This is a genomic window from Betaproteobacteria bacterium, from assembly GCA_009377585.1.
GTDB lineage: Bacteria > Pseudomonadota > Gammaproteobacteria > Burkholderiales > WYBJ01 > WYBJ01.
In genome coordinates, this window is sequence record WHTS01000035.1 from 1 (window position 1) to 22,312 (window position 22,312).

Genomic DNA, 22,312 nt, shown 5'->3' on the forward strand with positions numbered 1-22,312 from the left:
GTGAGGGACGAGCGTGACATGAAATAGGGAACGCTCGATAGCGTCTCGGCGCGCGCTTGCGCGCGAGGAGCGCATGGCCGCTCGATCAGAGCACGCCCGAGGCCTGCAACGCCCGAATCTCCTCGGCGCAGAGCCAACCTTCGAGCGCGCGCACGGCATCGGCCGGTTCGGGCGGCGCGGGCGTCTCGAGCGTCGTCCGACTGAACCGAGGCGCGGGCGCCGGCTGCACCACGCCGTCGACTTCCACGAACGTACCGCGCGCGGCCAGGTGCGGGTGCCGCGGCGCCTCGGCCATGCTGAGCACCGGCGCGAAGCAGGCATCGCTGCCTTCCAGCAGCTCGCACCATTGTTGCCGCGTTCGCGTCCTGAACACGCGCGTGAACGTCGCACGCGCCCGCTCCCACCGGGTCGGATCGCGCTGGTCGCCGATCTCCTCGGGCGCGATGTCGATCCGGCGCAGCAGCTCGTCGTGGAAACGGCCCTCGATCGGCGCGATCGATATCCACTCGCCGTCGGCGCATTGGTAGACGTCGTAGTAGTAGGCGCCGGTATCGGTCGCGTTCGTGCCGCGCTCGAGCGACATCAAGCCGCCGGCGTACAGGCCGAACGCCGAAGTCATCAGCGAAGCCGCGCCGTCGACCATCGCCGCATCCACCACCTGCCCTTTGCCCGAGCTGCGCGCTTCGAGCATTGCCGCCAGCACCCCGAGTGCGAGATAGAGCGACCCGCCCGCGTAGTCGCCGAGGAGATTGAGCGGCGGCGTGGGCGGCTGGCCTTTGCGCCCGATGGCGTGCAGCGCGCCGGTCAAGGCGATGTAGTTGAGATCGTGACCGGCCGCCTGCGCCAGCGGCCCGTCCTGCCCCCAGCCCGTGACGCGGCCGTAGACCAGGCGCGGATTGCGTTGCAGGCAGGCGTCGGGGCCGAGACCGAGGCGCTCGGTCACGCCGGGACGGAAGCCTTCGATCAATGCGTCCGCCTCGGACACGAGCCGCAGCACGAGATCGACCGCGGCCGGCTGCTTCAGGTCGAGCGCCACCGCGCGGCGGTTACGCAGCAGCAGGTTGTAGGTCAGCGGCCGCGGGCTGCCGAGCTCGACCGGGTTCTTGCGGTCGATCCGCAACACCGTCGCGCCCAGGTCGGCGAGCAGCATCGCGCACAACGGACCCGGCCCGATGCCGGCCAGTTCGACGATCTTCGTGCCCTGCAACGGTCCCATGTCGATGCGCTCTCTTTCGCTCGATTGCGTTGACAGTCGGCTAAAGCCTCTTCATTCTATCGAACACCATGAGCTACACGCTGAGCGAAGACCAGCGCCAGATCCAGGATCTCATCCGGCGCGTTGCAAAAGACAAGATCGCGCCGCGCGCTAGAGCGATCGACCGCAGCGCCGAGTATCCGCAGGACATGTTCGCGTTGCTGCAGGAGCTGGGGCTCTTCACCCTGCCCTTCCCGCCCGAGTACGGCGGCACCGGCAACATGCTATCGGCATGCATTGCGGTCGAGGAGCTGGGGCGTGTGTGCTACAACACCGCCTACCTGCTGGTGGTGCAGTGGCTTCCTTTCGGCGCGATTCTCGCCGGCGGCACCCAGGCGCAGCGCGACCGTTATCTGCCCGGGCTCGCTTCCGGAGAGCTGCGCGCCGCCTTCTCGACCACCGAGCCGCAAAGCGGTTCGGACGTGCAGGGCATCCGGACAAGAGCAACCCCGGTCGCGGGCGGCTATCGCATCGACGGGGCGAAGATCTGGTGCACCAACTCGGACGTCGCCGATTTCGTCCTGGTCGCCGCGAAGCTGCAGGAAGGCGGCAAATCGGACATCCATCTGTTCATCGTCGAGAAGGGAAGCGCCGGCTTCCAGGTCGGCCGTAAGGAAGAAAAGATGGGCGCGCGCGGCGTCGCATCGTGCCCGCTCTTCTTCGACGGCGTGTTCGTGCCGGAGGCCAACCGGCTCGGAGGCGAAGGCGCCCAGGGCTTCAAGGTCGTCATGGAGGCGTTCAACCAGTCGCGTCCCATCATCGCTGCTCGCGGCATCGGTCTCGCGCAGGGGGCAATCGATCACGCCACCGAGTTCATCCAGGGCCGCTCGGCCTTCGGCCAGCCGGTCGGCGACTTTCAGGGCGTGCGCTGGATGCTGGCCGATATGGCGATGCAGACCGAAGCCGCGCGCCAGCTCGTCTACCGTGCCGCCTCGATGGTCGACGCCGGCGTGACGGGCCGGGAGCTCGCGCCGATCGCCGCCATGGCGAAGTGCTTCGCAACCGATGTCGCCATGCGCGTCGCAACCGATGCCGTACAGCTCTTCGGCGCCGCCGGCATTTCGGCGGAGTATCCGATCAACCGCTACTTCCGCGATGCGAAGGTGCTGCAGATCGTCGAAGGCACCAACCAGATCCAGCGCAACATCATCGCCAATGCGCTGCTGGGACGGCCAGGGCGCAAGTGATGTTGCTTTCGACGTCACTCCCGAAGTCTCCCCTCCTGCGAAGGAGGGGCGGGACGCGCGAAGTGCGGACGGGGTGGTCCTGCGCCGAAAACCACACCACCCCCGCGCTGCGCGCGACCCCTCCTCATGAGAGGAGGGGAAACGTGCCCGCCCTGGAGTGAAAGTTTTTCCCCTCCTGCGAAGGCTCGCCGGCGGGAAGACAATGCCTCACCGCTTCTTCCTGAACTCCGGCTTGCGCTTCTCCAGGAACGCCCTGACGCCCTCCTTCGATTCCTCGGTCTGGTAGTAGAGGCTCAGGGCCTGGAAGCCGAGGCTGCCGATGCCGCGCATCGCGTCGGTGGCCGCGTTGAACGAGCTCTTCGCGATCGCGATCGCGGTCGGGCTCTTCTCCAGGATCTCGGCGCACCACTGGTCGACTTCCGCATCGAGCTGATCGTGCGGCACCACCACGTTGCACAAGCCCATCTCGAGCGCCTGCTGCGCGCTGTAGCGCCGGCACAGATACCAGATCTCGCGTGCCTTCTTTTCGCCCACGATGTGCGCGAGATAGGCGGTGCCCCAACCCGGATCGACGGAGCCGACTTTTGGTCCGACCTGGCCGAAGACCGCCTTCTCGGACGCAATGGTGAGATCGCACAAGGTCGCGAGCACATTGCCGCCGCCGATCGCGTAGCCCTGCACGCGCGCGATCACCGGCTTCGGCACTTCGCGCATGGTGGCGTGCAGCTGCTCCACCGGCATGCCGACCGTGCCGCGGCCGTCGTAGTGGCCGTCGTGCGCCGACTGATCGCCTCCGGTGCAGAATGCGCGCTCGCCCGCGCCCGCGAGCACGATCACGCCGATCGATCGATCCCAGCCCGCATCGGAAAGCGCATCGATCAGCTCCTCCGTGGTCTTGCCGCGGAAGGCGTTCATCACCTGCGGCCGGTTGATCGTGATGCGTGCGATGCCTTCGTGCTTCGTCAATACGATGTCTTCGTAATCCACGTTGCCCTCCTCTTGCGGATGGTATGCGATATGCGTTGGTCCGGGTGGCTCAGGGAGAGTTCACTCGGCCAGATGAGGCATGGGGTGCGTGATCGCATTTCAACATGCGCTCGCCGCGGACGTGCGACTCGGTGTCAGCGTGGCAACCGTCGCTCGGCCAATGCGAGCAGTGCGGTGGCCATGAGGTACAGCGCACCGATGATGTAGAAGCTCGCGGCGATGCCGTAGGCCTCGGCGATGAATCCCATCAGCGCCGGGGTGACGATCGAGCCCAGCCGCACCACCGCATTGCGCAGCCCGACGCTCGCGCCGTGGCGACCACCCGGTACGCCCTGCGTGAGCACCGCATACATGAGCGGCTGGCTCATGCCCTGCGAAATGCCGCGCACGACACCCGCCAGAGCGAGCAGCAGGAACACGGGTGCGAGCAGCGGTGTAAGGCAGATCGCAACCATCGATATCACGGTGCACGCGATCACCAGCCGATTGGCGTGCATGCGGCGCTGGGCGGCAGCGGCGGCGAGAGAGCCGAACACGCCCGAGAGCTCGGCGATCGAGACCAGCAGGCCGATCAGCGTGCCGCTCATGCCGGTCTCGTTGAGATGCACGACGAAAAGCGAGCTCTGGATCGCGCCCGAGGCATTGCGCAGAAAGCTTGCGACGAGTATGAACGCGACCGCAGGGACCACCGCCAGCCGCAACGCCTGTTTGTGCGCGGCCCAGTTCGGCAGCAGCGCCCCGAGGTTCGGACGCGTGTCCGAGCGCGGATCGGAATCCGAGGTGCCGTATGCCGTCGACCAGATGATGCCGGCGGCGCACACGGACACGCAGGCGAACGCAGCCCAGGCGCCGAGAAGATCCCAGGCCGCGCCGACCGCGACCGGACCGATGAAGGTTCCGACGCGCGTTGCCACACTGTAGCGGGCCAGGATCGCCGTATCGCCATGGCTCGTCTGCATGCTCCAGGTCTGCGAGGCGGCCATGCCGAGGCTGGTGGCGAGGCCTAGCAGCAACTGCAGCGCGGTGAGAACGCCGAACCAGCCCGATAACGGAAAAAGAAGCGGCAGCGCGACACTGGCCGCTGCCACCCACAGCAGCACCCGGCGCGTGCCGAGCTCGTCCATGATGATGCCGCCGTGGATCGACAATGCCGCCGGCAAGACCGAGCGGGCGGCGATGATGAGACCGATCTGCGCGGCGTTCAGGCCCACGGCGACCGCATACAGCGGCACGACCACCGAGAGCATGTCCCAGACGCCGTTGGTGAAGAGCCCTGCGCCATAGGCGGCGCGCGTCTCGCGGTCGTTGCGATCCGCGCCGTCTTGTTCCAGTCCCATTCCGATAGGGTAGCAGCCCCGCCTCGATGTCGCTGCAGCGGCGCTGCGTGCTCCCTTCGCGTGTGCGCCGTGGAGTATGATCGCGCCAACGAGCGCTCGACCGCTCGCGCCGGTTGCAGACCGCGGCCCGGTTGCTGGCTCCTCCCTCCCGGAGAAATCCATGGTGCTCGATCTGTTGCGGAAATTCTTCGCCGAGGCGATGCGGCAGGCCGGACGCGACGACCTTGCGAAGTGGGCCGAAGACGCGCCCGGAGAAGCGGTCAAGGCGGCCGCGCGCGTCGTTATGCGGGCGCTCGGATTCGGCAAGGTCGACGAGCAATCGATCCGCGACGTGGAACGGGTGCGCGACCAGGCCGTTGCTGCAGGCGGCGCGGCAGCGCCGATCGCTTCAGGCGGCGCGGCGACGCCGGTTGCTTCAGGCGGTGCGGCGCCGCCGCGTGTCGAGGACGGCGCCCTGGCCGAGTACGCGGTCCTGCTCGATGCCGTGGTCGCCGCCGGCTCGACGCATCGGTGGCTGTTGCTCGACGGCTTTCTCCACAGCGCGGACTGTGCATCGCTGTGGCTGTTCGATCCCAAAAAGCTGGGAGAACGCGCGGGGTCTGCGATTCAGGTCGAACAACTGCTCGACGACGAACCGTACATCATCCTCGTCAACTCGGGCGTCGAGATCTTCCTGTTCGAGAAGATCGCACCGGAGAAGCTTCTTGCCCTGAACGAGCATTTGGGTGCCAGTCTAGATCTGCCGCCGCAGCTCGACTACGCTGCGCGACCGCAAGTTCGGTTCGTCTACGCAGAACGCATCCAGACGGTGGCCGAGACGACGAGCCAACGGCCTCGATCGGGCGGACGGACGCGCGAGGTCCGGAAGCGGACCGACGCCAGCCTGCCGATCGCGAAGGATTACGCCGGCATCGCCGCCATGCTGGAATCGCTCCGTCCCGCGCTTGCGGCCCTGGCGCGAAATACCGAGGCGCTTCGCCGCACCATTGCCGATGGCCTCAAATGACTTTCCGCTCGCGAAAGCCCTCGATCTCTGCCGCCTTGTAGCCGATCTCGCGCAACACCTCGTCGTTGTGCTCGCCCAGCTTGGGAGCTCGCCCGATGTGCGGCGGCGTCTCGGAAAAATTCCACGGCGAACCGTGCACCTTGAGCTTCTTGCCGTACTCGGGGTACTCGACCTCGGTCACGTATCCATTCGCCAGCACATCCGGATCGTTCGATGCTTCCAGCAGCGTGTTGATCGGCGCCGAGACGATGTCGTCTCCGCGCAATGCCTCGACCCACTTGTCGCGCGGGCCGGTCGCGAACAACTCGTCCAGCATTTTGAGGAGGCTCTGGCGCTTCTCGTCGGAGTTGATCACCACGCCCAGATCGCCGAAGCCGGCGTTGGTCAGCTGCTCGTAGAAACCGAGCGCGGTCATCGCCGTCTGCCACTTGGTCTTGCCGTTCAGCTGGAACACCAGCGGCTTGCCATTCATGTCGTTGAAGCTCGCGCTCATGCCCGGCCGCTCCGGTGTGCCGGTGATGCGCGCCTGGCCGGTGACGGGATTGCGATCGCGCCACATCGCGGTCGTCAGAGTCCAGCCCATCAGCCGGATCTGGCCGCCGAGCAGCGAGCAGTCCACCTTCTGCCCGACGCCATGCGTGCGCGCGCAATGCAGCGCGGCCAGCATGCCGCCGAAGGCGAGGATCGCGCAGGTCTCGTCGGCCACGGACACGATCCCCGTGCGCAGCGGCTGGCCAGGCGTCGAATAGGCCTCGGCGATCCCACCCAGCGCTTGCGCCATCGAGTCGGTGCCGGGGAGCTTCGCATGCGGGCCCTTGGGGCCGTAACCGGAAATCGAGACGTAGACCAGCTTCGGATTGACCTTACGCAGCTCCTCGTAGCCGAAGCCGTTCTTGTCCGCGGCGCCGGGACGGAAGTTCTGGCCGAAGATGTCGGCGCGAGCGACGAGCCGATGCAGGATCTCGCGCGCTTCGGGCGATTTCATGTTGAGCGTCACGCTCTTCACGCCCCGGTTGTTGGTCTCGAAGTACGTGCTCGGCAGGCCGGGGTAGATGCTCGAGCCGCGCGAGTTGTCGCCCTTCTCGGGCACTTCGATCTTGATGACTTCGGCCCCCAGGTCGGCCATGAGGACATAAGGAACGGTTCCTGCCTGCGCCGTCGAGCAGGCAACGACCTTGACACCGTCGAGCGGACCGCGTGGTTGCGTCATGTGAGCACCTGTGGGAAGTTGAGCAGGCGCACCGGCCTTGCGGCGTTCACAACCCCCACGCCGAGCCCGTGCACGGGAGTCAGCCTATCACGGTCGATGCGGCCGGCCAACGCGGCTGGGCGCATAATCGCGCTTCCAGACGCCTGGGAATCGGCAACGGCCCCGGGCCAATAACCGATCGCTGCTCAAGGAGGAGATCGTGATGAAGCTGGCCGGGTTTGTCGTTACATTCGCACTGGCTGTGGCGGGCGCCAGCGCAGGCGCGCAGGACTGGGCGCCGACCAAGAACGTGGAGATCGTGGCCGGCTCGGCGCCCGGAGGAAGCAACGACCGCACCGCGCGCCTGATGGAGCGCGTGCTCAACAAATACAAGCTGGTGCCGAAGTCGATCACGATCATCAACAAGGCAGGCGGCGGCGGCAGCATCGCCTACACCTACGTTCATCAGCACCCCGGCGACCCCCACTATCTCGCCATCGTCGGCACCGGTCTCATGAGCAACCAGATCATCGGCGCGAGCCCGCTGGGCTACAAGGACTTCACCCCGATCGCGACGCTCATGAACGACTATGCGGTGTTCGCTGTCGCCACGCAGTCATCCCTGCCGAACGGCAAGGAGCTCGCCGATCGCATCAAGAAGGACCCGCGCTCGCTCACCGTCGGTTTCGCCAACGCCTTCGGCAGCACGCGGCACCAGGCGGCGGGCCTGTTCGTGAAGACGCTCGGCGGCGATCCGCGCCAGCTGAAGCCGGTCGTGTTCAAGGGCTCGGCGCCAGCCATCACGGCGTTGCTGGGCGACCACATCGAGTACGTCGTCGTGGGCGCCGTGAACACCATCTCCCACGTGGCCAACAAGAAGATGCGCGTGCTCGCAGTGGCCGCGCCGAAGCGCCTCGGCGGCCCGCTCGCCGACGTTCCGACCTGGAAGGAGCTCGGCGTCGATTTCACCTCCGGGTCCTGGCGTGGCATCGTGGGCCCCAAAGGACTCACCCCGGCGCAAGTCACCTACTGGGAGAACGCACTGCGCAAGATGACCGAAGCGCCCGAATGGAAGGCCGACCTCGAGAAGAACTACTGGACCGACGACTTCAGCACGGGTGAAAAGCTGAGGAAGGATCTCGACGGGGAATTCGCCGAGACCAAGGCGCTCCTGGCCGACCTGGGGCTGGCGAAGTAGCCTGCCCGGGGGCGCGCACTTCAAGCGCATCGCGTTCCTGCGCGCCCCGCCTTTCCAGCCCGCCTGTCCCGCGCCGTCTCAGGCCGCTTCTTCCCCGGCCTTCGGTGCGTCGCGCAACGCCCTGATGCGCGCGAGAACGAACGGCAGCGCGATCGACAGCACCGACAGCGCGACCAGCGTGATGCAGATCGTGCTGCCGACGAAGATCGAGGGATCGGCATCCGATATGGTCATCGCCTGCCGGAACGATTGTTCCATGATGCCGCCGAGCACGAGCGAGAGAACCATCGGCGCGAGCGGAATGTCGAGCTTGCGGAAGACGTAGCCGATGACGCCGAAACCGAGCCCGAGGAAGAGCTCTAAGATGTTGCCGTTGATGGCATAGAGCCCGATGGTCGCTATCGCCAGGATGAGCGGCATGAGGATCCCGCCCGGAATGTAAAGCAGCCGCACGAACAGGCCGATCAGCGGCACATTGAGGATCAGCAGCATGATGTTGCCGACATACATGCTGTCGATCAGCCCCCAGACGACGTCGGGATTTTTCTGGAACAGCAAAGGCCCGGGCTGTATGCCGTACATGATGAAGGCGCCGAGCAGCACGGCGGTCGAGCCGCCCCCCGGGATCCCGAGCGCGAGCAGCGGCACCATGGCTCCGGCGGTATCGGCGTTGTTTGCCGCCTCCGGTCCCGCCACGCCTTCCGGCGCGCCGGTGCCGAACTGCTCAGGGTACTTGGAGGAGCGCTTCTCCCACACGTAGGACATGATCGAGGCGATCGTGCCACCGGCGCCGGGCAGCACGCCGATCACGAATCCGACCACGCTCCCGCGAAGGATCGGCTTGACCGAGCGGCGGAACTCCTCGCGCGTGAGCCACACGCTGCCGCGCAGCTTGATGATCTCGGGCCGGATGCCCTTGGTCATCTCCTCCATTGACATGAGCACTTCCGAAACCGCGAACAGACCCACGACGGCGAGCACGAAGCCGACGCCGTCCTGCAGCTCGGGCACGCCGAAGGTGAAGCGCGGCTGACCGCTTTGCAGGTCGATGCCGATGGTGGCGATCATGAGGCCGAGAATCGTGGAGATCATCGCCTTGGCTGGCGATCTGCCGGCAAGCGTCGAGACCGCCGTCATCGCGAACACCATCAGCGTGAAGTACTCGGCGGGGCCGAACTTGAGCGCCAAGGCGGTCAGCGGCAATGCGAAAAGCGTCAGCCCCACGACGCCGATGGTGCCGGCGATGAACGAGGCGATGGCGGCGATCGCGAGCGCCGCCCCTCCACGCCCTTTCTTCGCCATCTGGTAGCCGTCGAGAGTCGTCATGACGGCCGACGCCTCGCCCGGCGCGTTGATCAGGATGGCTGTGGTCGAGCCGCCATAGCGGGCGCCGTAGTAGATGCCGCATAACATGATGAGCGCCGAGGTGGGGTCCATTCCGTAGGTGACCGGAATGAGCAAAGCCATTGTGGCCGACGGTCCGATGCCGGGCAGCACGCCGATGACCGTGCCGAGGAAGCAGCCGAGGAAGGTGTACCAGAGGTTGATCGGCTGCAGGCAGACCGCGAAGCCGTTCAGGATGTGCGTCAACGTTTCCATGGATCCCCGATCGCGAGAATGATTGGGCCTGCCTGCGCCTACAGCGGCAACAGCCCCGGCGGCAGCCGGACTTCCAGCTTCACGAACAGGAAATAGGTGAACGCAACAAAAAACAGCGTGCTCAGTACGTTCGCGATCCACCGGCCGCGATTGAACCACGCCATCATCGGCAGCAGGTAGAGCATGGTGCCGAGGACGTAGCCGAACCACTCGAACGACAGGTAGTAGATCCCGGTCCAGAGGACGATGACGAGCAGCACGGCGATGACATTGCCTTCGAACTTAGGCGCCTCGGGGGGCGCCTCGTCGGCCTCCTTGCGTCGGTTGCGCCAGATCTCCAAGCCGAGAATTGCGCACGCGATCAGCATGGCGATTCCCAGCAGCCGCGGGAAAGCCTTCGGTCCCAGGGGATCGCCGATCGCCAGCATCGGAATTTGCGCGCTTGCGTACAAATAGATCACCGCAAGGATCACGGTGCAGGCAAGAATGACCCGGTCGGCCAGCATGATTTGGACTCCTCCCGCGTGGTAACAGCTTGGGAAACCCCGTGCGACGGGGCCGATTATGGCATCATGCGCGGGCGAATTGCGCGCTCGCGTTTCGATCCAGTGGCGGCCGGGACGTCCGCACATCGGAACGATCCGGGACGCACCGCACAATCCCTGCATCTTGCTCGGTTCCAGGAGAAGACATGTCTACATCGCATCACTGCAGTAAGTTGTCCCGTTGCGCTGCGTTCGGCACGCTCGCGCTGTTCGCCGGCGCGGCGGCCTCTGCTCAGTCCTATCCCTCCAAGCACATCGAAGTGGTGATCCACACTTCCGCCGGCAGCGGCGGCGACGTGCTCGTGCGGCGGGTCGGCGAGATCATCCGGGAGAAGAAGCTGCTTCCCGAGAATTTCCTGGTGGTCAACAAGACCGGCGGCAGCGGCATTCCTGCCTACAACTACTTCAAGAGCAAGCGCGGCGACCCGCACTACATCCTCTCGGTCACCAGCACCCTGCTCGCGATGGCCTACCGGCCGGACGTGAAGATCGCGCTCGACAACTACACGCCGATCGCGCTGTTCGCGATCGATCCGCAGGCGATCATGGTTTCGGCCGATTCGCCGTACAAGACGTTCAAAGATTTGGCCGAGGCAATCAAGCGCGATCCGGGCGCGTTCACGGCGGCGACGACCTCCGCGACCGGAACGGGGCGCCTCGTGATTCACCTGATGGAAAAGGCCCTCGGGACCAGGATCAAGTTCGTGACCTTCAAGGGCGGCGGTGATGCGGTCACCTCGGTCGCCGGCGGCCATACCCAGTTCTCGACCGAGAACCTGGCCGAAGGGCTCGGGCTGGTGGAGGGTGGGAAGCTGCGCGTGCTGGCGGTGACCACCGACAAGCGCCTGCCGCAGGCACCCGACTACCCGACCTTGAAGGAGCTGGGCTATAACATCGAAGCCGGTACGCTGCGCGGCTTCACCTTCACCGCGGGCGTGCCGAAGGAAGCGGTCGCGACGATCGAAACAGCGCTCAAGCGCGCGCACGAAACGCCCGAATGGAAGGAGTTCGCGCGCCGCGCTCTGTACCAGGACATCTTCCTCGGCAGCGAGGAGTTCTCCAAGTTTCTGGAGAGAAAGATGGTCGAGTACAGCGAGTTCTACGACGCCATCGGACTGGCCAAGACGAAGAAATGAGCCGCGGCGTAATGCCCGACACATGAGCAGAATGCTGGCAAGCGAAAGCGCTTGCCAGCATCCGATCGTACATTGCAGGGGCAAGCACATGCAGCAGCTTCAAGGCAAGGTCGCGCTGGTCGCGGGTGCGGGTCGCAACAACGGAAAGGCGATCGCGCTTGCGTTCGCGCGTGAAGGCGCCGATCTCATCCTGGTGGCACGCAGCCGCAAGACCGAGCTCGAAGCGGTCGCCGCAGAATGCGAACAATCGGGCGTGCGCGTGCTGCCGCTGCTGGCCGACGTGAGCGAGCACGAGCAAGTCGAGCGCATGGTGCGAGAGGGATTGAGCCACTTCGGCCATGTCGATGTCCTGATGAGCGTTGCCGGGCGGCGCGCGCATCAGGACTTCTGGCAGATCAGCTACGAAGAATGGCACAAGACCTTCGCCGTCAACCTGCATTCGACGTTCTATCTCGTCAAAGCGCTCGCGCCTTCGATGATGCAGCGGGGCAAGGGCGCAAGCATTGTCGCGCTCGGCGGCATGGCGGCGGTCACCGCGCAGCCGCAGCGCGCGCACGTGATCGCATCCAAGACCGGGCTCTACGGGCTCATCAAGGCGCTTGCGCTGGAGCTCGGGCCCTACGGCATCCGCGCCAATCTGATCGCGCTCTCCACCATCGAGAACGTACGCGCCAATCCCGAGTGGTATCCGGAGAAGAAGGACGGCCAGTACGGCGAGGCGGAGCTCGCCACGATTCCGCTCAAGCGGCTCGGCAAGCCGCAGGAGGTGGCCAACGTCGCCGTGTTCCTCGCCTCCGACCAGTCGTCCTACGTCACCGGCGACCGCATCCTCTGCATGGGCGGCAAGTACATGTAGAGCGGCAACGTCATTTCCGGTCGCCGCTCCCGGTTTCCAACGACATCGCAATGCCGATCGCGATCCCGCTGCCGATTCCCATCCCGATGTTGTCCATGAGCATCCCGATGATCACTCCGATGACCACGCCGAGGCCGATATTGAGCGACTTCCTGGCCGGTTTGCTTTCCATTCGAGCTCCTTCCGCAATAGCGCTGATGCTCACACGTTTCGCGCCCGCCTGAGGGGGGTGGTCGGGCCGCGCTTTTGCTGTTGCAGGGCGAAGCGTCGTCCGGAGCACACGTGATCGACCATCTCGACCTGCTGCAGTGGCCCGCCATGATCGTGACCGTGTGCGCGGCCTGGCTGGTCGCGTCGCGCTCGGCGCGCAAGCGCAAGGTAGGCTTCTGGGTGTTCCTGCTGAGCAACGTCCTGTGGACGATCTGGGGCTGGCACGTCGAGGCGTATGCCCTGATCGCTTTGCAATTGGCGCTCGCCGCCATGAATATCCGGGGCGCGTACAAGAACGAGCTTGCGCAACAGGGCGACGACGACCGATCGGGGCCAGCGGCCCCCGACCCCGCGCGCTGAGATTCACGCTGAGACTGGCCGCCGGAACCGGCACGCCTTATCCTTTGCGACTTTAGACCTGCGGCAAACGGAGGAGAGTTGCCATGTTCGTACGCCTCGACCACGTGATGATCTGCGTGCCGGATCTCGCCGCCGGCATCGAGCAATACCGCAATCTCGGCTTCAGCATGCATGCGGGCGGCGTGCATCCCGGCAAGGGCACGCACAACGCCATCGCCTTCAACCGCGACGACTACATCGAATTGCTCGCGCTGCACGACCGCGCGGAATACGAGCAAGCGTCCGCTTCGTTGCGCCGTGACGATGGCGGCCTGGTGGGTTTCCTCGCGGCCGGCGGCGGCATCCGCTACATCATCGTCCAGAGCGACGGTCTGGAAGCCGATGTCGAGGCCATGCGGGCGCGCGGTGTCGAAGTGAGCGACGTGCTCGCGGGCTCCCGGCGCACGCTGGAAGGGCTGGAGCTGCGCTGGAAAGCAGCCGTACTCGGCGCGGCCAATCCGCTGCCGCTGTTCTTCATCGAGCATCTCACGCCGGTCGAGCAGCGGCGCACCCAGCTTCCAGGGGCTGGCGCGCATCCCAACGCCGTTCAGGGCATCGAGCGCGCCTACATCGTGACGCAAGACGCCCCGGCCACCGCGGCGCTCTATGCCAAGGTGCTCGGCATGCCGCAGCCGCCGCTGCAAAAGGGGACGGTCATCATGTCCGACATGGCGGTGTTCCAGATCGGACCGAACGGCCTCGGCATCGCGCAGCCGTATGCGGACGGGCCGGCGGCCGACTGGCTCGCTCGCCGCGGCCCGGGACCGTTCCAGGCGCTCTATCGCACTACCTCGATGGGCGCAGCGGCGGGCTGGATGCAGGCGCACGGCCTGCCGCCGCTGCCGCGCGGCGTGCGCAATACCGGCGAGCAGGCCATGCTGGCGCCGCCGGAGCTTGCGGGCGGGGCTTACATCGGTTTCGTCGGGCCGGAGTAACCGCATGAGACCACCCCGTCTGCGACATTGTCGCATCCCGCCCCTCCTCGACGAGGAGGGGAAAGCGTTCCCCTCCTCTCATGAGGAGGGGTGCCGGCGAAGGAGGCGGGGTGGTGTGGTTTTCTACGAGTGGAAGTAATCCCAAAGTCGCGCCGCGCGCTCGACGATGGCGCCGACATCCTCCTCCAGCACGTGACGCGCTGAGACCATCGTCATGGCCGCATCGCGCACGCGCGCGAGGTAGGCATCCTTCGACGCATAGCGCTCCTCGATCGACGCCCGCGGGTCGCCGCTGCGGCTGCGCGCGGCACGCGTCGCGGGGAACGGCAGCGTCGAGCCCATCATCTGCATGAGATCGCCCGGCGCGCCGGTATCGGGGTGGCGCGGATTCCAGCCGCAATAGGTTGCCAGTGGAACCGCCAGCTCGGGCGGGCGGATGCCGGCAGCCTCGTTGCCGTCGGCATCGACCTTGGCGACGTAGCTGCGATACGGCGCGCCCGTCCTGGGCGGATAAGCCGCGATCCCGCGCTCGATGTCCGGCCCGAAATCCAGCCGCTGCGGCCGCACGATCACCTCGGGAAAGCGTACGCCGGGAATCGTGCCGAAGAAGCCAGCAAGCTCCTCGGCCTGCACCGCGGTGCCGTCGGCAAGGCGCGGAAAGACGCTCGCGGGCGGCTCGGTCTCGTTGCTCACCCAGCGATCCAGATTCACCAGCACGGCGCGCATGAGCGGCGCGTAATCCACCACGTTGAAACGCTGCAGACCGCGATCGCCGGTATTGGGATCGGCCTCGAGCGGCGGCAGCGCACCGGGCGTGTGCTGGGTCCCCGCGAGCGCATAGATGCGCACGAACCGCGGCGGCTCGACGTCGTGCGCGCCCTCGGTATCGGTGTGGATCAACGAAGCATCGCCCCGCCAGTATTCGGCCGAGGAATTGGTGAGGAAGACGCGCGGTGGCTTTTCGCGCCCGGCGAGGCGCGCGAACAGCTCCGGGCCGTTGAACGGCGGCAGCTCGCCGACCGCGCCCTTGGCGTTGAGCGAAGGCTGGCCGAAGCGCAGGTTGAACTCGCCGCGCCGCCCGCCGGCGATGTGCGGGATGACCGCGTCGAACACGGCCCTCGCCTTCTCGTCCTCGGCCAGCCCCAGGTGCAGCATCTGGCGCAGGAAGCGGCCGGTTTGCGAGACGCCGAACAGGTACGTGCGCTCGATCGCCTCGGCGCACGGATTGCCGGCGCCGGCCCAGCGCAGATGCGCGGCGCAGTCGCGTATCGCGAGCAAACCGAGACCGACGATGGGCGGATTGACGGAGCGATAGATGACGTCGTAGATCGCACCGGGCTCGAAGCCGCCGGTCAGCTCGATGTGCCCCGGATCGGAAAAGCGCCAGGCCTTGCGCTCGACCTCGACCGCCTCGGCGTTTGCGTGCGCTCTCACCAGCAGCCGCGCGTTCGGATCGTTCAGATCGAGCGTCGGGTTGGGGATGTGATAGCGATCGGCGAGCGGCAGGCTCGACACTCGCTTGTTGGGCCGCATCTCGCAGCGCAGGTAACCCTCGACGCCCGGCGCTCGCGGCGCATCGAGCGCCATCAGGCCGTCGCGCCGCGGCACGTCGATCTGCCATCCCACCCAGGCAATCGTGTAGCCGTGCCGCATGAGGAAGCCGTTGCCGAATTCCGCTTCGCTGGACGGATCGGGCACGCGCGGGGCACTGTTCAGCATGCCGAGCACGACCTTGCGGCCACGGTTCACGCAGTCGACCAGCAGCCGGCCGTTGCCCTTGCGCATATCGACCGGCTTCAACAGGTAGAAGTCGGCGGCGAACTCGACCCGCCCCTGCGCGTTGCGCGGCGCAAGAGCGATGTCGGTGACCCGGGCGTTGCGCTCGTCGGCCGGGTCGACGGCGAAGCGCATGGTGCCGGCGAGCTTTTCGTAGGCGCCACTCGCGCCGAAGGACTTGCCGTTCAGAACCGGCGATCGGGTTTCGATCTGGAGCTCGGTGACCATCGTGGCCTCCTTGATGACGCGCGGCGCCATGGCGGCCGCCGCGGAGATCGGTTGCGTGATAGGCGAGGTAGTAGGCAACGGATGCGATAGTATCGTCGAAAAGAGCCGGCGTGCGAGATCATCCAATGAACCACCCGTGAGCTGACTTGAGGTGGATCGACTTGCCGGCCGCCGATACTTCGGAGATCCTCACCCATGCTTTCAGCCGTGACCGCCGAGAAAAGGGCAGATGTTTTGGCGGACGTTATGGCGGATGTCGTCATCATCGGGTTCGGTGCAGCCGGGGGCTGCGCCGCGATCGAGGCGCACGATGCCGCAGCCAGTGTCGTCGTATTGGAAAAACAGCCCGAGGCCGCGCATTTCTCGAACACGCGCATGAGCGGGGGCGGCTTCCACAGCCCCGATCCATCCGGCGACTTCGAGTCGTTGAAGGCCTATGCCAAGGCGATGTTCAGCGGCGACAACCTGCCCCACATGCTTGAAGGCACCCAGAGCGAGTTTGCCGAGGAGCTGGCGCAGCTGTGGGCGCAGTACGCGCCGCAGAACACCGCTTTCATGCAAGGGCTCGATCCCGCGTTCCAGGCAGTGGTCTCGGCCGGCGTCGCCTTTCCCGAATTCCCGGGCGCGGCCGGCTGCGGCTACGCGGTGGTTCGAAGCACCTACACCGGGCGCTACGACGAGGATGCGATCGCGGGGCGTACGAAGGAAGCGGCCAAGTCCGCCAAGCAGTCGGGCGAGGCTTTCCACGCCTGCATGCTGACCGGCATCCAGGCGCGCAACATCCCCATCCACTACGGCGTGGCGGCCAGCGAGCTGCTGTTCGAAGACGGCGCGGTGACCGGAGTGCGCGCGCAGCGCGGTTCGCGGACGCTGCTCTACCGCGCGCGGCGCGCGGTCATCATCTGCTCCGGCGGCTACGAATACAACGTGCGCATGCGCAAAGCCTTCCTGGACGGCCCGGGCCGCGAAGGCTGGGCGTTCTACGGTTCGCCCGCAAACACCGGCGACGGCATTCGCATGGCGCTCAAGACCGGTGCGGCGCTGTCGCGCGTCGGCAGCATCGCGGGGCGCGTGATCTGCGCGATACCCGAGCGCCGCAACGGCCTGCGCATCGGCATGAACACCTCAGGCGTCGGCAAGCCCAACGAGATCGTGGTGGACAACCACGGCCGGCGCTATGCCTCCGAGCGCCGCATCACCAAGGACCCGAGCCGCTACATCTTCTACAAGGAAGCGCTGCAGTTCGATACGGTGAGCCTCACTTATCCGCGCATTCCGTCGTGGATGATCTTCGATGCGGTGATGATGCGCCGTGGGCCGGTGGTGAGCCTCGCCGCAGCAGCCTACAACGACATCGATTGGGGCGAAGACAACCGCAAGGCCCTGCACAACGGCTGGATACTCTCGGGCGAGACGCTCGAGCAGCTCGCGCAGCACATCGGCAGCCACCCCGACAACCGCGGTGCGATGGACGCCGGCGAGCTCGCGGCATCGGTCGCGCGCTGGAACCGCCACTGCGCCGAGCACCACGATCCCGATTTCGGACGCGAGGTGGCGACGATGGGGCCGGTTTCGGAGCCGCCCTACTACGCCATCCCGCTTTATCCCGGCGGCCCGAACACCAAGGGCGGATTGCGTGCCGACGCGCAGCGTCGCGTGCTCGATTGGGACGACCAGCCCATTGCGCGGCTGTACGCGGTCGGCGAGATCTGCTCGGTGTTCCAGTTCGTCTACCAGGGCGGCGGCAACCTCGCCGAAGGCATCGCGTTCGGCCGCGTCGCGGGGCGCAATGCGGCGGCGGAGCCGCGATTGTCTTCCCTCTCCAGGGGGGAGAAGGGAGCGTCGCGTGCCCGCTGATGCGGGCAGGTTCCTGGTTAGGGGTTGGGGGCGAGGGAGCGAGCCGTAAGAAAATTTACCGGAAGCTCGCTAGCAGCGAACGATATCCATGATCGCCCGCACGTCGGCAAGCGTGTCGAGATCGTTCACCAGTTCGACCACGCGCGCCGCCGCGTCGTCCTGCAACACCCGCCGCGCGCAGGCATTGAATTTCTTCAGACGCTGCTCGGCCGTGAGCGGGAAGCCGATCCAGCCCGAGAGCTTGTCGACCTTCCGCTCCAACATGCGGCCGTCTTTCAGAGTCACCGTGACGACGCAGTGCATGCGGTCGAAGTCCTTCGGGATCGTGTCGTCGAAGTGAAGCGCGGTCTTGCCGAGCAGATCCACGGCATCGGGCGCGAAACGGCGCGCATCGTCGAACGAATCGATCGTGATCTCACCGTCGAGCAGCGCCACCGCGGTGGCGTATTGCACGCTGAACTTGCCGTCGAGGCCGGTTTTCGGCTGCGGGCGGTTCACGTAGTCGAAACATGGGAAGCGGATGTCGACCCGGACGATGTTCGCCCCGTCGAACCCCTCTTCCTCGCGCAGCGCCAGCGCCGCATCGATCGGCCGATGCGTGAAGTAGTTGCTCGGGTGCTTCTTGAAGCCCACGCCCGGATCGACCATGCGAAACGGCTTGCCGAAATCCTTCGTGAGCAGCGCCGGTTCGGCCCGGCCGGAAAGAAACGTGTCGAAGAATCCTCCGGGGCCGAACACGTCCGCGCTCGCCGTCCATCCCTTGGCTGCCAGCAGTGCGCATTCCACGCCCATGCGCGCGGCATGACCCGAGTGCGACGACTTGGTCATCGAGCCGGTGTTGATGGAAAGACTGCCCGCGCGCGAGCCGGCGATGCCGAATGCCATCAGCGCCTGCTGCCGGTCGAGCCCGAGCATCCGGATCGCCGCCGTCACCGCGCCGAACGTTCCCGTGGTGCCCGGCTTGTGAAACCCCTGGCCGTCCGCCATGCCGGTGGCCGCGAGCCGCAAGCGACCCTGCGCCTCGAAGGCGGCAACGATCGCCTCGACGATTCGCCGCCCGTCGATCCCGTAATGCTCGGCGATCGCGAGGATCGCCGGCAGCGTGGGCGAGGTCGGATGGTTCAGCGGATACCAGGTATTGTCGAAGTCGAGCGCGTGCGCCATCGTGCCGTTGGCATAGGCTGCGTTCTGCATCGAGGTCTTGAAGCCGCCCGCCACCACGCTCGCCTGCGGCGCACCGCCCATCTCGCGCGCGTACTCGATCGAGATGCGCCCGACGCCCAGCGGCTCGGTTGCGCCCGCCAGCATCACCGCGATGCCGTCGAGCGTGACCTGCCTGGCCATGTCGATCGCCGCCTGCGGCAGCGCGTCGTATCGCACCGCCAGGACATGGTCCACTAGCGCTTCGGTCAGGCTCTTGTCCGCCATTGGGCTTCCCGTTTCGCAGAACGCAGCCGCGCCGCTGCGCCTGTATGCCGGCACGGCGGCTATCACGCCGCATTGTAATGACTTCACGGCATCGATTGATAATCCGGAAACTACGGCAAGCCGCTTCCCACCATATGTTGCCCGCTCCTGCGGATTGGTTTAGAGCTTCACCCGGCGGATTCGACCACGCGCCCCGAGTGACACCTTGCGCTTCAGCCGCTCCAACTCCACCTCGGGGATGCGCGCCATGCCGCGTCGGTTTGCCAGGTTGCTTGATACACAGACTCAGGCTTGCTAAACAATCTCGTGGACGGCAGACTATACGTCATGCTCATTTCGCCGGCTGCTGTTGCAGATCGAGAAGCTCGATGCGGCCGAGAAGTGCCAGGTGCTGCAGTTACTTGATGCCTTCATCGAATGCGGAGAGTTGTAGCGCAAGATCGAAAGCCGCACTGCTTAGCCGCTCAAGGAAGATCACTATGGAACTGACCCTCACGCTGCCCGACCCAGTCGCGCGGGAGGCCAAAGACGCCGGGTTACTGACTCCGGAGGCCATCGAGGTCATGCTCAATAAAAACAACAACGCTCGCACAACGACGATGAGCATACCGGATGTCGCGCCGCCGATATTGCGCCGATGAGTGACGGCGAGATTCCGGCCGAAGTCGATGCGGCGCGCTCCGAGCGACGCGCACAGCACAATGCGTAGGAGCGATCATGACCACCGTAGAGATCACGCTGCCGGATCAACTCGCCGAGGAAGCCCGGCGCGCAGGGCTTTTCACCCAAGAGGCGATCGAGCGGCTGGTGCGCGAAGCCATTCGTCGTCAGGCGCTCGCCGAGCTTAGGGAAGCAAAGGACCGCATGGCTACGGTGGAAGGTGCTGAGATGACGCCTGAAGAGATTCAGGCGGAGATCAAGGCCGCGCGGGCCGAGCGGCGTGCGCGGGATGCCCGCGCGCCTGGCGCTTGACACCAATACCCGCTAGATCCGTTCGGTCATCCCGGCGACGATGATGACGAGCTCGGCCACGTCGAACGGCTTGGCCAGATGCGCCTGGTATCCGGCGAGCAATGCGCGTTTTCTATCCTCGGCGCGCGCGAACGCGGTCAGCGCAAGGGCCGGAAGCCGCTGTCCTTTCGGCTCGCCGGCACGAATGCTGCGCATCAACTGGTAGCCGTCGATGCCGGGCATTCCGACGTCGCTCACCAGCACGTCCGGCGGATCGATCTTCATGCGAGCCAGTGCCGCCTCGGCTGACCTGGCGGTCGTGACCGTGGCGCCGTGCTCGGTGAGAACGCGGCCGATCAGCTCGAGGGCATCGGCTTCGTCGTCCACCACCAGGACCCGCAGGCCGTCCAGCTTCGGCAGCAGCACGTGCTCGGAAGTGTTCGGGTGGGTGGGATGAACGCGACTCGACCATTCGCTGTCATCCTGCACCACCACGAGCGGCAGGTTCACGATGAACGTCGCGCCCTGGCCTTCGCCGCGGCTCTTCGCCCGGATGATCCCGCCATGCAGCTCGACCAGCTGCTTCGAAATGGCCAGCCCGAGCCCCAGGCCGCCATAGCCGCGGCTCGCCGTGCTGTCTCGCTGCGAGAACCGATCGAATACATAGGGCAGAAAGCTTGCCGGGATGCCGATGCCGGTGTCGCTCACGCTGATCTCGATGTGCGAGTTCACGCGCTCGAGCAGCACCTGGACGTGACCGCCCTTCGGCGTGAACTTGATCGCGTTGCTGAGCAGGTTCCATACGATCTGCTGCAGGCGTCCTGGATCGCCTGAAACGATGTCGCCGCCCGTATCCACAACGCTCTCCAGGCGCACGCCTTTGCCCTGCGCGGTCGGCAGCGCCGACTCGATCGCCCCGCGCACGATATCGACCAGCGCCACGCGCTGCACGTCGAGCCGCATGCGACCGGCCAGGATACGGTTCAGATCGAGCAGATCGTCGACCAGCTGGACCTGCGAGCGCGCGTTGCGCTCGATCACCTCGAGCCCGCGCTGCAAATCGGCAGACCTGACGTCTTGCGGCATGCGCAACACCTGCGTCCAGCCCAGGATCGCGTTCAGCGGCGTACGCAACTCGTGCGATAGCGTGGCGAGGAATTCGTCCTTCATGCGGGCGACGCGCTGCGCTTCGATGCGTGCGGTGCGCTCGGCCTCCAGCAGTTGCTCGCGTTGCAGACCGTGCTCTTCCAACGACTCGGCGCGCTTGCGCTCGGACAGATCGCGTGTGAGCTTGGAGAAGCCGCGCAGGTGCCCGTTGTCATCGCGTAGCGCCGTGATCACGACACTCGCCCAGAATCGGGAGCCGTCCTTGCGCACGCGCCAGCCTTCTTCCTCATAGCGCCCGGTCGTGGTCGCCAGCTGCAACTCGTGCTCCGGCCATCCGGACTCCACCGCATCGGCCGGATAGAAACTGGAAAAGTGCTGGCCGATGATCTCCTGGTCCTTGTAGCCTTTGATACGCTCGGCGCCGCTATTCCAGGTGGCGACGTAACCGTTCGCGTCCAACATGAAGATCGCGTAGTCGGACACGCCTTCGACCAGCAATCGGAACCGCTCCTCGCCCTGGCGCAGCGATTCCTCGTGCTCGCGGCGCTGGCTGAGATCGCGCGTCACCTTGCCGAAGCCGAGCAGCCTTCCGGTCGGGCTGCGCAGCGCCGTGATCACCACGTCGGCCCAGAACAGCGACCCGTCCTTGCGCACTCGCCAGCCTTCCTCCTCGAATCGTCCCTCGGCCTGCGCCATCCGCAGCTCATGGTCGGGATGTCCGCGTCGCACCGGCTCGGCCGGATAGAATGTGGAGAAATGCCGGCCAATGATTTCCTCGGGCTGGTAGCCCTTGATGCGTTGCGCTCCTTCATTCCAGGTCATGACATAGCCGCGCGGATCGAGCATGAAAATCGCATAGTCGGTGACGCTTTGCACCAGCAAGCGGAAACCCTCGGCGTCGGCAGCCAGCGCTCGTTCGTCCTCGTCCTGAAGCGGTTCGGTCATCCGTGCGCATCCGTAAAAACGCTATTCTTCAATAACATCCGAAGCAAGACAAACCCTACGAGCGCTGCACAAATCGAACCCGGCGCCGGCCAGGCCAGTTTGCAACAGCTCGTGCCGATATCCGGGCTCGCCGAACGCTTCAGCCTCGACTGCAACGCGCGGCATTGCGCTATTCACGCTG

The 22,312-nt window shown here is 65.9% G+C and carries 18 protein-coding genes and 1 pseudogene; 10 read left to right on the forward strand and 9 right to left on the reverse strand.

What is annotated here, in order from left to right; translation table 11 throughout:
- Nucleotides 1-85: 85 nt before the first annotated feature.
- Entirely contained in the window at nt 86-1,216 is a 1,131-nt protein-coding gene (locus GEV05_13200; GenBank protein ID MPZ44337.1) for a CoA transferase, read from the reverse strand.
- 68 nt (nt 1,217-1,284) lie between these two features.
- Here GEV05_13200 and GEV05_13205 point away from each other — a divergent pair, with 68 nt between their 5' ends.
- Nucleotides 1,285-2,442 (forward strand): acyl-CoA dehydrogenase, encoded by a 1,158-nt coding sequence (locus GEV05_13205; protein MPZ44338.1) that lies wholly within the window; start codon nt 1,285-1,287, stop codon nt 2,440-2,442.
- Between the two features lie 207 nt (nt 2,443-2,649).
- Here GEV05_13205 and GEV05_13210 read toward each other — a convergent pair whose 3' ends face one another.
- On the reverse strand, nt 2,650-3,429 hold the full coding sequence (locus GEV05_13210; GenBank protein MPZ44339.1) for a 1,4-dihydroxy-2-naphthoyl-CoA synthase: 780 nt from the start codon (nt 3,427-3,429) through the stop codon (nt 2,650-2,652).
- A 134-nt stretch (nt 3,430-3,563) separates the two neighbouring features.
- Nucleotides 3,564-4,928 (reverse strand): MFS transporter, encoded by a 1,365-nt coding sequence (locus tag GEV05_13215; protein ID MPZ44340.1) that lies wholly within the window; start codon nt 4,926-4,928, stop codon nt 3,564-3,566.
- A gap of 169 nt (nt 4,929-5,097) precedes the next feature.
- Between GEV05_13215 and GEV05_13220 the strand changes: the two genes are divergently transcribed.
- Nucleotides 5,098-5,772, forward strand: a complete 675-nt coding sequence (locus GEV05_13220) for a hypothetical protein (GenBank protein MPZ44341.1) — start codon at nt 5,098-5,100, stop codon at nt 5,770-5,772.
- On the opposite strand, the gene GEV05_13225 is transcribed toward GEV05_13220, so the two are convergent.
- Nucleotides 5,765-6,982, reverse strand: coding sequence for a CoA transferase (locus GEV05_13225; GenBank protein ID MPZ44342.1), 1,218 nt, complete (start codon nt 6,980-6,982; stop codon nt 5,765-5,767). The two genes, GEV05_13220 and GEV05_13225, sit on opposite strands and share 8 nt — an antisense overlap.
- A gap of 199 nt (nt 6,983-7,181) precedes the next feature.
- Here GEV05_13225 and GEV05_13230 point away from each other — a divergent pair, with 199 nt between their 5' ends.
- Nucleotides 7,182-8,159 (forward strand): hypothetical protein, encoded by a 978-nt coding sequence (locus GEV05_13230; protein ID MPZ44343.1) that lies wholly within the window; start codon nt 7,182-7,184, stop codon nt 8,157-8,159.
- A gap of 78 nt (nt 8,160-8,237) precedes the next feature.
- Here GEV05_13230 and GEV05_13235 read toward each other — a convergent pair whose 3' ends face one another.
- Both GEV05_13235 and GEV05_13240 read right to left on the reverse strand, forming a co-directional pair.
- The gene (locus tag GEV05_13235) at nt 8,238-9,758 is read right to left on the reverse strand and encodes a tripartite tricarboxylate transporter permease (protein MPZ44344.1); all 1,521 of its coding nucleotides are present in this window, start codon (nt 9,756-9,758) and stop codon (nt 8,238-8,240) included.
- A 38-nt stretch (nt 9,759-9,796) separates the two neighbouring features.
- Nucleotides 9,797-10,426, reverse strand: coding sequence for a hypothetical protein (locus GEV05_13240; GenBank protein ID MPZ44345.1), 630 nt, complete (start codon nt 10,424-10,426; stop codon nt 9,797-9,799).
- 23 nt (nt 10,427-10,449) lie between these two features.
- Here GEV05_13240 and GEV05_13245 point away from each other — a divergent pair, with 23 nt between their 5' ends.
- The 4 genes from GEV05_13245 to GEV05_13260 all read left to right on the forward strand — a co-directional run bounded on the left by GEV05_13245 (nt 10,450) and on the right by GEV05_13260 (nt 13,839).
- Nucleotides 10,450-11,439, forward strand: a complete 990-nt coding sequence (locus GEV05_13245; GenBank protein ID MPZ44346.1) for a hypothetical protein — start codon at nt 10,450-10,452, stop codon at nt 11,437-11,439.
- Between the two features lie 22 nt (nt 11,440-11,461).
- On the forward strand, nt 11,462-12,295 hold the full coding sequence (locus GEV05_13250) for an SDR family oxidoreductase (protein ID MPZ44347.1): 834 nt from the start codon (nt 11,462-11,464) through the stop codon (nt 12,293-12,295).
- Between the two features lie 285 nt (nt 12,296-12,580).
- Nucleotides 12,581-12,865 carry a hypothetical protein gene (locus tag GEV05_13255; protein ID MPZ44348.1) on the forward strand — a complete coding sequence of 95 codons (285 nt, stop codon included), beginning with the start codon at nt 12,581-12,583 and terminating at the stop codon, nt 12,863-12,865.
- A gap of 83 nt (nt 12,866-12,948) precedes the next feature.
- On the forward strand, nt 12,949-13,839 hold the full coding sequence (locus tag GEV05_13260; GenBank protein MPZ44349.1) for a hypothetical protein: 891 nt from the start codon (nt 12,949-12,951) through the stop codon (nt 13,837-13,839).
- Nucleotides 13,840-13,962: 123 nt separating this feature from the next.
- On the opposite strand, the gene GEV05_13265 is transcribed toward GEV05_13260, so the two are convergent.
- On the reverse strand, nt 13,963-15,873 hold the full coding sequence (locus tag GEV05_13265; GenBank protein MPZ44350.1) for a hypothetical protein: 1,911 nt from the start codon (nt 15,871-15,873) through the stop codon (nt 13,963-13,965).
- Between the two features lie 216 nt (nt 15,874-16,089).
- On the opposite strand from GEV05_13265, the gene GEV05_13270 reads away from it, so the two are divergent.
- A complete protein-coding gene (locus GEV05_13270; protein ID MPZ44351.1) occupies nt 16,090-17,700 on the forward strand; it encodes an FAD-dependent oxidoreductase in 1,611 nt (536 codons plus the stop codon).
- 69 nt (nt 17,701-17,769) lie between these two features.
- Here the strand turns inward: GEV05_13270 and GEV05_13275 are convergent, their stop codons facing one another.
- Nucleotides 17,770-19,128, reverse strand: coding sequence for a hypothetical protein (locus GEV05_13275; protein ID MPZ44352.1), 1,359 nt, complete (start codon nt 19,126-19,128; stop codon nt 17,770-17,772).
- A 337-nt stretch (nt 19,129-19,465) separates the two neighbouring features.
- Here GEV05_13275 and GEV05_13280 point away from each other — a divergent pair.
- A pseudogene (locus GEV05_13280) lies at nt 19,466-19,561 on the forward strand (XRE family transcriptional regulator).
- Nucleotides 19,562-19,845: 284 nt separating this feature from the next.
- On the forward strand, nt 19,846-20,100 hold the full coding sequence (locus tag GEV05_13285) for a hypothetical protein (protein ID MPZ44353.1): 255 nt from the start codon (nt 19,846-19,848) through the stop codon (nt 20,098-20,100).
- Between the two features lie 12 nt (nt 20,101-20,112).
- On the opposite strand, the gene GEV05_13290 is transcribed toward GEV05_13285, so the two are convergent.
- On the reverse strand, nt 20,113-22,131 hold the full coding sequence (locus GEV05_13290) for a PAS domain S-box protein (protein ID MPZ44354.1): 2,019 nt from the start codon (nt 22,129-22,131) through the stop codon (nt 20,113-20,115).
- Between the last annotated feature and the right edge of the window lie 181 nt (nt 22,132-22,312).

Excerpts from the sequence above, each read along its gene's own strand:
- GEV05_13200 (MPZ44337.1), bottom strand. The coding sequence starts at position 1,216 with ATGGGACCGTTGCAGGGCACGAAGATCGTCGAACTGGCCGGCATCGGG.
- GEV05_13205 (MPZ44338.1), top strand. The coding sequence starts at position 1,285 with ATGAGCTACACGCTGAGCGAAGACCAGCGCCAGATCCAGGATCTCATC.
- GEV05_13215 (MPZ44340.1), bottom strand. The coding sequence starts at position 4,928 with ATGGATTTCTCCGGGAGGGAGGAGCCAGCAACCGGGCCGCGGTCTGCA.
- GEV05_13225 (MPZ44342.1), bottom strand. The coding sequence starts at position 6,982 with ATGACGCAACCACGCGGTCCGCTCGACGGTGTCAAGGTCGTTGCCTGC.
- GEV05_13235 (MPZ44344.1), bottom strand. The coding sequence starts at position 9,758 with ATGGAAACGTTGACGCACATCCTGAACGGCTTCGCGGTCTGCCTGCAG.
- GEV05_13240 (MPZ44345.1), bottom strand. The coding sequence starts at position 10,426 with ATGCAGGGATTGTGCGGTGCGTCCCGGATCGTTCCGATGTGCGGACGT.
- GEV05_13245 (MPZ44346.1), top strand. The coding sequence starts at position 10,450 with ATGTCTACATCGCATCACTGCAGTAAGTTGTCCCGTTGCGCTGCGTTC.
- GEV05_13250 (MPZ44347.1), top strand. The coding sequence starts at position 11,462 with ATGAGCAGAATGCTGGCAAGCGAAAGCGCTTGCCAGCATCCGATCGTA.
- GEV05_13260 (MPZ44349.1), top strand. The coding sequence starts at position 12,949 with ATGTTCGTACGCCTCGACCACGTGATGATCTGCGTGCCGGATCTCGCC.
- GEV05_13265 (MPZ44350.1), bottom strand. The coding sequence starts at position 15,873 with ATGGCGCCGCGCGTCATCAAGGAGGCCACGATGGTCACCGAGCTCCAG.
- GEV05_13270 (MPZ44351.1), top strand. The coding sequence starts at position 16,090 with ATGGCGGATGTCGTCATCATCGGGTTCGGTGCAGCCGGGGGCTGCGCC.
- GEV05_13275 (MPZ44352.1), bottom strand. The coding sequence starts at position 19,128 with ATGGCGGACAAGAGCCTGACCGAAGCGCTAGTGGACCATGTCCTGGCG.
- GEV05_13285 (MPZ44353.1), top strand. The coding sequence starts at position 19,846 with ATGACCACCGTAGAGATCACGCTGCCGGATCAACTCGCCGAGGAAGCC.
- GEV05_13290 (MPZ44354.1), bottom strand. The coding sequence starts at position 22,131 with ATGACCGAACCGCTTCAGGACGAGGACGAACGAGCGCTGGCTGCCGAC.